The organism is Nocardia heshunensis (genome assembly GCF_054782115.1).
In genome coordinates, this window is sequence record NZ_BAAGTC010000026.1 from 1 (window position 1) to 15,283 (window position 15,283).

1 protein-coding gene is annotated in these 15,283 nt (G+C 68.5%); it reads left to right on the plus strand.

What is annotated here, in order from left to right; all coding sequences use genetic code 11:
* On the plus strand, positions 1-15,241 hold a 15,241-nt coding region (locus tag ACYVN4_RS40245; RefSeq protein WP_460728693.1), incomplete at its 5' end, for an amino acid adenylation domain-containing protein.
* Between the last annotated feature and the right edge of the window lie 42 nt (positions 15,242-15,283).

The following is a 15,283-nucleotide window of genomic DNA, read 5'->3' on the forward strand; positions in this document are numbered from 1 at the left end:
TCCGGCCGAGCGCATCGCCCACATTCTCGAGACCGCGCGTCCGGCCTGCGTACTGACCACCGCCGCCGACGCCGTGCCGGTGCCGGAGCGGACCGTGGTGGTGCGGCTGGACGATGTGGATCAGAGCGCGTTCTCCGCCGAACCGGTATCGGACGCGGAACTGCTGCGTCCGCTGCTGCCGGAGCATCCGGCCTACGTCATCTTCACCTCCGGCTCCACCGGTCGGCCCAAGGGCGTCGCGGTGTCGCATCGGGCCATTCACAACCAGATCAGTTGGATGCTGGCCGAGTATCCGATGGATTCCGGGGACGTTTACCTGCAGAAGACCGCGACGACCTTCGATGTGTCGTTGTGGGGGTATTTCATGCCGCTGCGGACCGGCGCGAAGCTGGTGGTCGCCACTCACGATGGGCATCGTGATCCGGCGTATGTCGCGGAAACGATTGCGCGGCAGGGTGTCACGGTTACCGACTTCGTGCCGTCGATGCTGACCGTGTTCGCTGCGCATACTGCGCCCGGGGCACTCGACAGCCTGCGCGATGTGTTCGTGATCGGTGAGGCATTGCCGCCGGAGACCGTGTCGGCCTTCGCGGCGATGTGTGGTGCGATGGTGCACAACCTGTACGGGCCGACGGAAGCCGCGGTATCGGTGACCTCTTGGCAGGCCCGCGGTGATGAGCGCGCCTCCGTGCCGATCGGTGCACCGCAGTGGAATACCCAGGTGTACGTGCTGGATTCGCGGTTGCGGCCGGTTCCGGCGGGTGTGGCCGGAGAGCTGTATCTGGCGGGCGCGCAGCTGGCCCGCGGGTACGTGCGCCGTCCGGATCTGACGTCGGATCGGTTCGTGGCCAACCCCTTCGGCACCGGTGAGCGCATGTACCGCACCGGTGACCTGGTGGTGTGGCGGGACGCGGCTACGGATCGCCCGGCCCGGTTGGACTACATCGGGCGCACCGACTTCCAGGTGAAGTTCCGTGGTCAGCGCATCGAGCTGGGTGAGATCGAGACCGCGCTGTTGGCACAGGATGTCGTGAGTGCGGCGGCTGTGTCGGTGATGGCGTCCGAGCTGGGTGACCAGCTGGTCGCGCACGTGGTGCCGTTGCCCGGTCGGGTGATCGAGGTGCCGGAGTTGCTGGCGGCGCTCGGGGAACTGCTGCCCCGGTACATGATTCCGTCCGCCGTCGTCGTGCTCGACGCCTTCCCACTCAATGCCAGCGGCAAGCTGGATCGCAAGGCGCTGCCCTCGCCCACCTTCGCCGGTCGGGAGTTCCGGGCTCCGGCCACGCCCGTCGAGGAGATCGTGGCGGGTGTCTTCGCCGAAGTGCTCGGGGTCGACCGGGTCGGCGCGGATGATGACTTTTTCGCGCTGGGTGGCAATTCGCTGATCGCCACGGCGGTGGTGGCCAGGCTCGGTGCGGCGCTGGGGGATCGGGTGCCGGTGCGGGCCCTGTTCGAATCCCCGACCGTCACCGCGCTGGCCGCGGCCGTGGAGTCGCGGATCCGCCTGGGCCGTACCCGGGATCTGGGCAGCATCGAGCGGCCCGAGCGGTTGCCGTTGTCGCCCGCACAGCAGCGCATGTGGTTCCTCAATCGTTTCGAGGATCTCGGTGACGGGACCGTCACTGCCGGATCGGCGGCCTACAACCTGCCGTTCGCACTGCGATTGACCGGCGGCCTCGAGGTGGCGGCGCTGCGTGTCGCGCTCGACGATGTGGTGGCGCGGCACGAGGTGCTGCGCACCGTGTACCCGGAGACTGCGGACGGGCCGGTCCAGGTTGTGCTCGCCATCGGTAGCGAGGGGCTCCCACGGCTGGTCGCGACTCGGCTGGCCGAGTCCGAGATCGCCGGTGCCGTCTACGAACTGGCCATCACACCGTTCGACGTAACCGGCGAGGTGCCCATCCGGGTGCGGCTGTTCGAGATCGCGGAACCGGCTGCCGAGCCGAGCTTCGTGCTGGCCGTGGTCGCGCACCACATTGCCGCCGACGCCTCGTCCATGGCCCCGCTGGTGCGCGACATCATGACCGCCTACACCGCCCGCGTCGCCGGCGCGGAGCCCGGCTGGACGCCGCTGCGGGTGCAGTACGCGGACTACGCGGTGTGGCAGCGCGAGGTGCTGGGCGCCGAATCCGATCCGGAATCGATTGCCGCCCAGCAACTCGCGTACTGGCGCGGCGAACTGGCCGGACTGCCCGACCTGCTGGAGCTACCCGTCGATCGGCCCCGCCCGGCCGTGGCCTCCTCGATCGGCGCCCGGGTGCCGGTGCGGATCGACCCCGACATCCACGCCGGAGTCGTGCGCCTCGCCCGCGAACACCAGGCCACCGTGTTCATGGTCGTGCACGCGGCCTTCGCGGCGCTGCTGGCACGCCTGTCCGGGACCGCCGACATTGCCATCGGCACCCCGGTCGCCGGGCGCGGAGAGCGCGAACTCGACGATCTGATCGGCATGTTCGTCAATACCATCGTCTTCCGGACCCGGGTGGACGGCGGCGAATCGTTCACCGAACTGCTGGCGCGGCAGCGCGAGACCGACCTCCAGGCGTTCTCGCACAGCGACGTTCCGTTCGAACGCCTGGTGGAGGTGCTCGAACCGCCCCGCACCACGGCGCATCATCCGCTGTTCCAGGTGGGGCTGTCCTTCCAGAACATGGCCCGCTCGGTGCTCGAGCTGCCCGGGCTCACCATCGCGCCCGTCGAGTCGGATGTGGATGTGTCGCAGTTCGACCTGCATCTGATCGTGTCCGACGGCTACGACGAAGCCGGTGTCCCGGTGGGTATCGGCGGCTATCTGACCTACGCGAGCGAACTGTTCGACGCCGAGACGGTCACCGGGTTCGTGGACCGGTTGAACCGGCTGCTCGCGGCCGTGGTGACGAATCCGGCCCTGCCGGTAGGGGATATCGACCTGCTCGATCCGGCCGAGTTGGCCGAGGTGCTGGGTACGCGCACTATGACCGCGCATCAGGTGGATCAGGCCGCGAACCTGCTCACGCGATTCGAGGCGCAGGCGGTTCTGACGCCCGAAGCAGTTGCGATCGGCTTCGAGGGGACAGCTCTGTCCTATGGCGAGTTCGCGGCTCGCGTTCACCGTCTGGCTCGGCACCTGATTGCTTCGGGAGTTGGCCCGGACACGTTGGTGGCCTTGGGTATTCGCCGGTCTGCGGATCTGGTGGTGGCGATGTATGCGGTGCTGGCCGCCGGTGGCGCGTACGTGCCGCTGGATCTCGACCAGCCTGCCGATCGCATCGATTACGTGCTGGAGACGGCGCAACCCGTGACTGTGTTGACCACCTCGCGGGACGGGTTCGAGTACGACGCCACGCCGGTGCTGGTCATCGACACCCTCGATGTCAGCAGCTACTCCGATTCCGTGGTGACCGACGCGGATCGGGTTGCGCCGCTGCGGTCTTCGAATGCTGCGTACGTCATCTTCACCTCCGGTTCCACCGGTCGTCCGAAGGGTGTGGCGGTTTCTCACGCCGCCGCCGTGAACCAGATTGCTTGGATCACTGCGGAATACGCGTTGTCGGCCGCTGATGTGGTGCTTCTGAAGACGCCGCAGACGTTCGACGTGTCGGTGTGGGAGTTGTTCGGTCCGCTGGCCGTCGGTGGCCGCATGGTCGTCGCCACCCCGGACGGGCATCGGGATCCGGGCTACCTTGCGGAAGTCATTGCCGCCGAGGGTGTCACGATCACCTCATTCGTGCCGTCGATGCTCAGCGTCTTCGCCACCAGCGTCGACGCGGCGCAGCTGACTTCACTGCGGGCGCTGCTGATCGCCGGTGAGGCGTTCACCTCCGATGTGGTTCGCTCGTTCCGCAAGGTGAGTGCTGCCGAGCTGCACAATCTCTACGGCCCCACGGAATTCACTGTTCACGCCACCTATGCGCCGGTCGCCGACGACGTGCGAGGTGCGGTGCCCATCGGTCGTCCGGTGTGGAATGCCCAGGCTTACGTGCTGGATTCGCGTTTGCACCCGGTCGCGCCGGGTGTTGCGGGTGAGCTCTATCTGTCGGGTAGTCAGCTCGCGCGTGGGTATTTCGGTCGAGCCGATCTGACCGCCGATCGGTTCGTCGCCAACCCGCTCGGGTTCGGTGAGCGCATGTACCGCACCGGTGACCTGGTGCGCTGGAATGCCGACGGCTCGCTAACCTACCTGGGCCGCACCGATTTCCAGGTGAAGCTGCGTGGTCTGCGGATCGAGCTCGGTGAGATCGAGTCGGCGCTGACCGGGCACGATTCGGTCGCGCAGGCCGTCGTGGTCATGAACTCCGACCCGCGCACCGGTGACCGCCTCGTCGGTTATCTGGTGCCGAGCGGCGCGGGTATCGATGTGCCGCAGGTGAAGTCGGCGCTGACGCAGTCGCTGCCGTCGTACATGGTGCCATCGGCCTTCGTGGTGCTGGACGCACTGCCGTTGAACGCGAACGGCAAGCTGGATCGGAAGGCGTTGCCTGAGCCCGAGTTCGAGGCCACCGCGTTCCGTGCGCCGTCGACTCCGATCGAGGAGATCGTGGCGGGCATCTTCGCCGACGTCCTCGGCTCCGAGCGCGTCGGTGCGGAGGACGACTTCTTCGCCCTCGGTGGAAACTCACTGGTGGCAACGCAGGTCGCGGCCCGTCTGGGTGCGGCGTTGGATACCCGGGTGCCGGTACGGGTGCTGTTCGAGGCGCCGACGGTCGCCGCGCTCGCCGTTCGGGTGGAGCAGCAGGCCGGGCGTGGGCGCAAGGCATTGACGGCCGGGCCGCGGCCCGACCGGGTGCCGTTGTCGCTGGCGCAGCAGCGGATGTGGTTCCTCAATCAGTTCGATCCGACCTCGGCGGCGTACAACATTCCGGCCGCCGTGCGGTTGACCGGCGACCTGAATGTGGCTGCGCTGCAACAGGCCGTGGCCGACACCATCGGGCGGCATGAATCGCTGCGGACGGTCTATCCGCAGGTCGATGGCGCGGCCTGCCAGGTGATCGTGCCTGCCGCGCAGGTGGTGCCCGACCTCACCCCGGAGCCGATCACCGCCGAATCGCTGCCGCAGCGCATTGCGGAGGTGCTGTCCCAGGGCTTCGATGTCGCGCGTGAGGTTCCGCTGCGGGCCGGGCTGTTCCGGGTCGAGGCTGCCGCGGACGAATACGTCCTGGTGTTCGTGGTCCACCACATCGGCGCCGACGGCTGGTCGATGGGTCCGTTCACCCGGGACGTCATGCTCGCCTACGCCGCGCGCGTACAGGGCGAGGCCCCCGCGTGGGCTCCGCTGCCCGTGCAGTACGCCGATTACACGCTGTGGCAGCGCGAGACCCTCGGCTCCGAGGACGATCCGGACAGCGTGATCTCGGCGCAGGCCGACTTCTGGCGGACCACGCTGGCGGGATCGCCGGATGAACTGAATCTGCCGTCGGATCGTCCGCGCCCGCCGGTGGCGTCGCTGCGTGGCGGCACGGTGTCGTTCGAGATCGGTGCGGAGTTGCAGCAGGCGCTGCAAGCCCTTGCGCGGGAACGTAATGCGACGCTGTTCATGGTGATGCATACCGCGCTCGCGGTGTTCCTGTCGCGGCTGTCGGGTACCGACGACATCGCCATCGGTACGCCGATCGCGGGTCGTGGTGAGGCCGAACTCGATGACGTGATCGGCATGTTCGTCAACACCCTGGTACTGCGCACCCGGGTGTCGGGGCAGCAGTCGTTCGCGGAGCTGCTGGCCGAGGTCAAGGATTCGGATCTGGGAGCGTTCGCGCATGCGGACATGCCGTTCGAGCGGTTGGTCGAGCTGCTGAATCCGGAGCGTTCCACCGCGCGCAATCCGCTGTTCCAGGTGGCGTTGTCGTTCGAGAATCTGCCCGATGCCGGGTTCGAGTTGCCCGGATTGCGGGTTGGCGCGGTCGATTTCGAGGTCGACACCGCGAAGTTCGATCTGGAGTTGCGGGTGGTGGGCTCCGCCGCCGCCGGTGCGACCGGGATCTTCACCTTCGCCCGGGATCTCTTCGACGAGGCGACCGTGGCGGTCTTCGCGCGGCGTTTCCTGCTGCTGCTCGGCGATCTCGTCGCGCGGCCGGGTCATCCGGTCGGCGACCTGGAATTGCTGTCGGCCACGGAGCTCGAGGACCTCGCCGATCGCAACGGTGGTGCGGCCATGACGGCGCGCACCTATCCGGAGCTGATCGCCGACGCCGCTGCCGTCGACCCCGCCGCGCCCGCGGTGGTGTTCGAGGGGCGGAGTCTGTCCTATGGCGAGCTGGATGCGCGGTCGAACCGTGTGGCTCGCTTGCTGATCGAGCGTGGCGTCGGGACCGAGGATCTGGTGGCCGTCGCCGTGCCGCGCTCGGCCGATTCGTACTGGGTCGAGTGGGCGGTATCCAAGACCGGTGCGGCGTTCCTGCCGGTGGATCCCACCTATCCGGCGGACCGTATCGCCCACATGCTGACGGATTCGGGTTCGCCCATCGGTCTGACGGTGGCAGCGGTGCGTGCGGGCCTGCCGGATTCGGTGGAGTGGCTGCTGCTCGACGAGCTGGAGTTGAATGCGTTCGCGGACACAGCGATTGCCGATTCCGAGCGGGTGCGTTCATTGCGTCCGGAGCACCCGGCGTATGTCGTCTACACCTCCGGTTCGACCGGTGTGCCCAAGGGCGTCGTGGTCACCCACGCCGGTCTGGCGAACTTCGCTGCTGAGCAGGTTGACCGGTATCGCCTCGATTCCTCCTCGCGCGTACTGAATTTCGCGTCGCCGTCCTTCGACGGATCGATGATGGAATTCTTGATGGCCCTCGGTGGCGGCGGCGCGCTGGTCGTGGTCCCGCCGGGCGTCTACGGCGGCGAGGAGTTGGCCGACGTCCTGCGCCGCGAGCGGGTCACGCACGCGTTCATCACCACCGCCGCGCTGGCCACCTTCGCGCCCGACGGCCTGGACTCCCTGCGGGTGCTGGCGGTCGGTGGCGAGGCCGTCCCAGCGGAGCTGATCGCCCGGTGGGCGGTGCCGTTGGCGGACGGCACGATTCGTGCCTTCCACGATGTCTACGGACCCACCGAGACAACCATCGTCACCAATATCGGTGAGCCGCTCGTGCCCGGTGATCCGGTCACCATCGGCGGCCCGGTTCGGGGCATGCGGAACCTGATCCTGGACGACCGCCTGCACCCGGTGCCGGTGGGCGTGGCGGGTGAGCTGTACCTGTCGGGCATTCAGCTGGCGCGCGGCTATCACGCGCGACCGGGCTTGAGCGCCGAGCGCTTCGTCGCCAGCCCGTTCGCGGCGGGCGAGCGCATGTATCGCACGGGCGACGTGGTGCGCTGGAGCCCCGAAGGCCGGATCGAATATGTCGGTCGTTCCGATTTCCAGCTCAAGGTGCGCGGTTTCCGCATCGAGCTCGGCGAGATCGATGCCGCGCTCTCCGCGCACGAGAGTGTCGACTTCGCGGTGACCATGGGCCACGAGACCGCCGCGGGCACTACCGCGCTGGTGTCGTATGTGCTGCCCGTGACCGGCGGCGAGATCGACACCGCGGTCCTCACCGAGCATGTCGCGGGTCTGCTGCCGGAATACATGGTGCCGTCGGTGATCACGGTCCTCGACATGATTCCGCTGACCCCGGTCGGCAAGCTGGACCGCCGGGCGCTGCCGCGGCCGGTGTTCACGAGTCGTGAATTCGTCGCCCCGAGAACGACTGTGGAGCACACGGTCGCCACGGTGGTGGCGGAGGTGCTCGGGCTCGAGCGGGTCGGCGTGCACGACGACTTCTTCGCGCTGGGCGGCAACTCGCTGCTCGCCACCCAGGTCGCCGCGCGCCTCGGCGCAGAGTTGGACGCGCGGGTGCCGGTGCGTGCGATCTTCGAGGCGTCGACGGTCGCGGGGCTGGCGGCCCGGGCCGAGCAGCTCGCCGGTGCGGGAGATCGCCAGGCGCTCACCGCCGGACCGCGTCCGGAACACATTCCGCTGTCGCTGGCGCAACAGCGGATGTGGTTCCTCAACCAGTTCGATCCGGCGTCGGCGGCCTACAACATTCCAGTCGCAATCCGGCTCTCCGGCGAGCTGGATGTGGTTGCCCTGCAAGCGGCGGTGGCCGATCTGGTCGGCCGTCACGAGATCCTGCGGACGATCTACCCGCAGGTGAACGGCGAGCCCACACAGCTGATCCTGCCTGCCGGACAGGCGGTTCCGGGCCTGGCCCCGGTGCTGGTCGGCGAGGAGTCCTTGCTCGACCGGATCGCCGAATTCCTCGGCACGGGTTTCGACGTCACGACCGAAGTGCCGTTGCAGGCCAGGCTGTTCCAGCTCGACGGCGATGAAAGCACCGAGTACGTACTGGCTTTCGTGATGCATCACATCGGTGGCGACGGCTGGTCCCTGGGCCCGCTCACCCGGGACGTGATGACCGCGTACGCGGCACGCGTGTCCGGCAACGCGCCGGGCTGGTCACCGCTTCCGGTGCAGTACGCCGATTTCGCGCTCTGGCAGCGCGCCGTGCTGGGTCGCGAGGACGATCCCACCAGCCTCATCGCAGCGCAAGCCGACTTCTGGCGGACCGCGCTGGAGGGATTGCCGGACGAACTGAACCTGCCTTCGGATCGGCCGCGTCCGCCGGTTGCCTCGTTGCGCGGTGGCACGGTGTCGTTCGAGATCGGTGCGGAGTTGCAGCAGGCACTGCAAACCCTTGCGCGGGAACGCAATGCGACCCTGTTCATGGTGATGCACACCGCGCTCGCGGTGTTCCTGTCCCGGCTCGCGGGCACCGACGATCTGGCGATCGGTACGCCTATCGCGGGTCGCGGTGAAGCCGAACTCGATGACCTGATCGGCATGTTCGTCAATACGCTGGTGCTGCGCACCCGCATCACCGCCCAGCAGTCGTTCGACGACCTGCTGACCGAGGTGCGGGACACCGATCTGGCCGCGTTCGCGCATGCGGACATGCCGTTCGAGCGGCTGGTGGAGATCCTGAATCCGGAGCGTTCGACCGCGCGCAATCCGCTGTTCCAGGTGGCGTTGTCGTTCGAGAACCTGCCCGATGCCGGGTTCGAACTGCCCGGATTGCGGGTCGGTGCGGTCGATTTCGCCGTGGACATCGCGAAGTTCGACCTGCAGTTGACCATCGCCGGTGCGTCCGAGGCCGGTACGACCGGGTTCTTCACCTTCGCGCGGGACCTGTTCGACGAATCAACCGTGGAACTCCTCGCCGGACGCTTCCTGCAACTGCTCGGCGACATCGTCGCGCGGCCGGGGTACCCGGTCGGCGACCTGGAACTGGTGTCGCCCAAGGAGTTCGAGAGCCTCACCGACCGCAACGGTGGCGCGGCCATGGCGGCGCGCACCTACCCGGAGCTGATCGCCGACGCCGTGGCCATCGATCCCGATGCACCCGCGGTGGTGTTCGACGGGCAGAGTCTGTCCTACGGTGAGCTCGACTCGCGGTCGAATCGCCTGGCGCGCTTGCTCATCGCGCGTGGCATCGGAACGGAAGACCTGGTCGCCGTCGCCGTGCCGCGCTCGGCCGAGTCGTACTGGGTCGAGTGGGCGGTATCCAAGACCGGTGCGGCCTTCCTGCCGGTCGACCCGAACTACCCGGCCGACCGTATCGCGCACATGATCACGGACTCCGGCTCGCCCATCGGACTGGCCATGCCCTCGGTGCGCGCGGACCTGCCGGACTCGGTCGAGTGGCTGCTGCTCGACGAACTCGACCTGAATGCGTTCGCGGACAACGCGATCGCCGATTCCGAGCGGGTGCGCCCGCTGCGTCCGGAACATCCGGCATATGTCGTCTACACCTCCGGCTCGACCGGTGTGCCCAAGGGCGTCGTGGTCACCCACGCCGGTCTGGCCAACTTCACCGCCGAACAGGTTGACCGCTACCGGCTCGACTCATCAACGCGCGTAATGAATTTTGCATCGCCGTCCTTCGACGGATCGATGATGGAATTCCTGATGGCCCTCGGTGGTGGCGGCGCGCTGGTCGTGGTCCCGCCGGGCGTCTATGGCGGCGAGGAACTCGCCGAGGTCATGCGCCGCGAGCGGGTCACGCACGCGTTCATCACTACGGCCGCGCTGGCCACCTTCGCGCCCGACGGTCTGGACTCGCTGCGGGTGCTGGCGGTCGGTGGCGAAGCCGTCCCGGCCGAACTGATCGCCAAATGGGCGGTGCCGCTCGGTGACGGTGCGATCCGCGCTTTCCACGACGTCTACGGACCCACCGAGACCACCATCGTCACCAATATCGGTGAGCCGCTGCTGCCGGGTGATCCGGTCAGCATCGGCGGTCCCGTGCGCGGCATGCGGAACTTGATCCTGGACGACCGCTTGCACCCGGTACCGGTGGGTGTCGCGGGTGAGCTGTACCTGTCGGGTATCCAGCTGGCACGCGGCTACCATGCGCGACCGGGCTTGAGCGCCGAGCGGTTCGTCGCGAACCCGTTCACCGCCGGCGAGCGGATGTACCGCACCGGTGACGTGGTGCGCTGGAGCCCCGAAGGCCGGATCGAGTACGTCGGTCGCTCCGACTTCCAGCTCAAGGTGCGCGGTTTCCGCATCGAACTCGGCGAGATCGATGCCGCGCTCTCCGCGCACGAGAGCGTCGACTTCGCGGTCACCGTCGGGCATCGCACCGAGACCGGGTCCACCATCCTGGCCGCCTACGTGGTGCCGGTGGCCGGGGGCGGCATCGATGTGGCGGCGCTGAGCGAGCATGTCGCGGGGCGGCTGCCGGAATACATGGTGCCCACCGCGATTACGGTCCTCGACGCGATCCCGCTGACCCCGGTCGGCAAGGTGGATCGGCGGGCGCTGCCCGAGCCGGTGCTGCTCCGCACCGAATTCCAGGCCCCGAGAACGGCTGTGGAACAGCTCGTCGCCGACACCATCGCCGAGGTCCTCGGGGTGGAGCGGGCGGGCGCCTTCGACGACTTCTTCGCGCTCGGCGGCAATTCGCTGCTCGCCACCCAGGTGGTGGCCCGGCTCGGTGCGGCGCTCGATACCCGGGTGCCCGTGCGGGTGCTGTTCGAAGCGCCGACGGTCGCCGCCCTCGCGGCCCGCGCCGAACTGCGGGCGGGCTCCGGTGGCCGCCCGGCCCTGACCGGGCGGGAGCGTCCGGTGCCGATCCCGCTGTCGCTGGCGCAGCAGCGGATGTGGTTCCTCAACCAGTTCGATCCCGTTTCGGCGGCCTACAACATGCCGATCGCGGTGCGGCTCACCGGCGAGCTGGAGGTGGCCGCCCTGCAAGACGCCGTCGCGGATCTGATCGGCCGCCACGAGATCCTGCGCACGATCTACCCGCAGGTCAACGGCGAGCCCACGCAGCTGATTCTGCCTGTCGGACAGGCTGTTCCGGACCTGACACCGATCGTGGTCGGTGCGGAGTCGCTACACGAGCGGATCGCCGCATTCCTCGGCGCCGGATTCGACGTGACCGCGGAGGTGCCGGTCCGGGCCGGACTGTTCCGGGTCGACGGCGGTGAAATCGCCGAATACGTCCTGGCTTTCGTGGTGCACCACATCAGCGGTGACGGCTGGTCTATGGGTCCGCTCACCCGCGATGTGATGACCGCCTATGCGGCACGGGTGTCCGGGACCGTACCCGGCTGGTCGCCACTTGCGGTGCAGTACGCGGACTTCGCGCTCTGGCAGCGCGAAGTCCTCGGGAACGAGAACGACCCCGCGAGCCTGCTCACGAGGCAGGCCGACTACTGCCGCGACACGCTCACGGGATTGCCGGACGAGCTGAACCTGCCGTGGGATCGGCCGCGTCCGGCGGTGGCATCCCTGCGCGGCGGCACGGTGAGCTTCGGCATCGACGCCGAGCTCTATCGCGGACTGGAAGACCTGGCCCGGCAACGCAATACGACGTCGTTCATGGTCGTGCACGCGGCGCTCGCGGTGTTCCTGTCCCGGTTGTCGGGTGCCGAGGACATCGCGATCGGTACGCCTATCGCGGGTCGTGGTGAGGCCGAACTCGATGACGTGATCGGCATGTTCGTCAATACGCTGGTGCTGCGCACCCGGGTGACGGGGCAGTCGTTCATGGAACTGCTGGCGGAGGTCAAAGACACCGACCTGGGTGCGTTCGCGCATGCCGACCTGCCGTTCGAGCGGCTTGTCGAGCTGCTCAACCCGGAGCGCTCCACCGCCCGCAACCCGCTGTTCCAGGTATCGCTGTCGTTCACCAACCTGCCCGACGCCGGATTCGAGTTGCCCGGATTGCGGGTCGGTGCGGTCGATTTCGAGGTCGGCATCGCGAAGTTCGACCTGGAGTTGACCGTCGCGGGGTCCGCCGAATCCGGTGCGGTCGCGATGTTCACCTTCGCGCGGGATCTCTTCGACGAGGCCACCGTGGAGGTGTTCGCGCAGCGCTTCCTGCGGGTGCTGGAAGCGATCGTGGGGGACCCGGAGATCGGTGTCGGCGCGATCGACATTCTGGAGCCGGGCGAACGCTCGGACCTGGTGAGCCGCTTCGGCCTGCCCGCCCTTCCGGCGCGAACCCTGCCGGAGCTGATCGCCGACGCGGTCGCGGTCGACCCGGACGCGCCCGCGGTGGTGTTCGAGGGGCGCAGGCTGTCCTACCGCGAGCTGGATTCGCGGTCGAACCGCCTGGCGCGCTTGCTGATCGAGCGCGGTATCGGTGCCGAGAATGTGGTCGCCGTCGCGGTACCGCGCTCGGACGACTCCTACTTCGCCGAATGGGCCGTGACGAAGACGGGCGCGGCCTTCCTGCCCGTCGACCCGAACTATCCGGCCGACCGCATCGCGCACATGGTCACCGATTCCGGTTCGCCGGTCGGCTTGACCGTGGCGTCGGTGCGCGGTGCTCTGCCGGACTCGGTGGAGTGGCTCGTCCTCGACGAACTGGACCTGAATGCGCTCGCGGACACTGTGATCGGCGATCGAGACCGGGTCCGTCCGTCGCGTCCCGAGCACCCGGCGTACGTCATCTACACCTCCGGCTCCACGGGCGTCCCCAAGGGCGTCGTGGTCACTCACACCGGTCTGATCAATTTCGCCACCGAGCAGGCCGAACGCTACCGGCTCGACTCCTCCTCGCGGGCACTGCATTTCGCCTCGCCCTCGTTCGACGCGTCGATCCTCGAGTTCCTGCTCGCCGTAGTCAGGGCAGGCACCCTGGTTGTCGTGCCGCCGAGCATTTACGGCGGCGAAGAACTCGCTGAGCTGATTCGCCGCGAGCGGGTCACGCACGCGCTGATCACTCCGGCCGTGCTGTCCACCCTCGACCCGCGTGGGCTCGACAGCCTCCGCGTGTTGATCGCCGGCGGCGAAGCGCTCTCGGCGGATCTCGTCCAGAAGTGGGCGATCCCATTGGCGGACGGCACGATTCGTGCGTTCCACAATGCCTACGGCCCGACCGAGGCCACCATCATGACCAACCTCAGCGACGCCCTGGCGGCGGGCCGCCCGGTCACCATCGGCGGCCCGATCCGGGGTGTGCGGTCACTCATCCTCGACGATCGGCTGCAGCCGGTGCCGGTCGGGATCGCGGGTGAGCTGTACGTCGCGGGCACCCAGCTGGCGCGCGGCTATCACGGCCGGGCGGCGCTGACGTCGGATCGGTTCGTGGCCAACCCGTTTGCGGACGGCGAGCGCATGTACCGCACGGGCGACGTGGTGCGCTGGACCCCGGACGGCGAGGTCGAGTACGTCGGCCGCTCCGACTTCCAGGTCAAGATTCGCGGCTTCCGCATCGAACTCGGCGAGATCGACGCCGTTCTCGCCGCCCACGACGACGTCGACCACGCCGTGACGCTCGGCCGGGAGATCGCCGCCGGGCAGACCGTGCTCGTCTCCTATGTGCTTGCCGTACCGGGACATACGATCGACACCGCCCGGCTGACCGAGCACGTCGCCGCTCGACTGCCTTCGTACATGGTGCCGACGGCGATCGTGGTGCTCGACGAACTGCCGCTCACCCCGGTCGGCAAACTCGATCGCGCCGCCCTGCCCGCACCCGAATTGCGGCCCCGCGCCTACCGGGCGCCCTCGACACCCTCGGAAGTCCTGGTGGCCGCGGCCTTCGCGGAAGTGCTGGGCGTGGAACGAATCGGCGCGGCGGACGATTTCTTCGCCGTGGGTGGCACCTCGCTGCTGGCGACCGGGGTCGTCAGCCGACTCCGGGAGCAGACGGGCGCGCGCCTGACCGTCGCCGACTTCTTCGGCGACGCCACCGTCACCGGCCTCGCCCGCCACCTCGACGGGCACCGCGATCTCGCACCCGTGGCCGAGCAGGACCCGACCGGCGCGCTCGGCGTCGTCCTGCCCATCCGCGCCACCGGCGCGTCCAGGCCACTGTTCTGTATCCACCCGATGGCCGGATTGGCCTGGTGCTATTCGGGATTGACCCGGGTGCTGCCGCCCGAACAACCGATCTTCGGGATCCAGTCGCCCGCGCTGACCGAAGCGGACTTCGCACCGGCCTCGATCGCCGAGATCGCGCGACGCTATGTCACCGAGCTGCGCAGGGTCCAGCCCGAGGGGCCCTATCGCCTGCTGGGCTGGTCGCTCGGCGCCAAGCTCGCCCACACCATGGCGGCGATCCTGCAGGAACAGGGCGAATCGGTCGAACTGCTGGCCATGCTCGACGCCTACCCGCACCCCGCGCGCGCCGAGCTCGGACTCCGTGGTGCGCTGCAGGAAACCTTCGCGGGCCTCGGACTCCCGGACGCGCTGGCCGAGGTGGACGATCAGCTCGAATTGACCGAGGTGGCGGTGGACCTGCTGCAGGACACCCTCGCCCGGGACTTCGGCGACGTGCCCCGCGAGCTGGTGCGCCGCATGTCCGACGCGGTCATCCGCTCGGTGGCGCTGGATCGGGAGTTCGAGCCCGACCACTACCTGGGCGATCTGCTGTTCTTCCGGGCCGACGACCCGGAACACGCGGAGGCCGGACGCACCGCGGCCGACTGGGCGCCCTTCGTCGGCGGCGACATCGTGGACCACCTCATCCCGGTCACCCACGAACGCATGACCGAACCGGACGCGCTCACCGGCATCGGCGCGCTCCTCACCGAGACCCTCCAACGGCTGGACCAGCCGGTGACCACGGCCGCGGAGCCGGAATTCGACCTGTTCGATCTCGAGCCGCTGGGCATCTCGGTGCGCACCATCGGACTCGATATCGCCGAGGGCACCCCGCCCGCCCAGGTGAACTCGGCCGTCCAGCTCCTGCGCGACCGGCATCCCGGACTGCTCGTCCGGTTGCATTTCGCCGACGACAAGGTGGACTGTGAGATAGGGGGGAATATCGACTAGACGCCGATCCCCTCGAGCCCGCTGACGTGCGGGCAGATACCG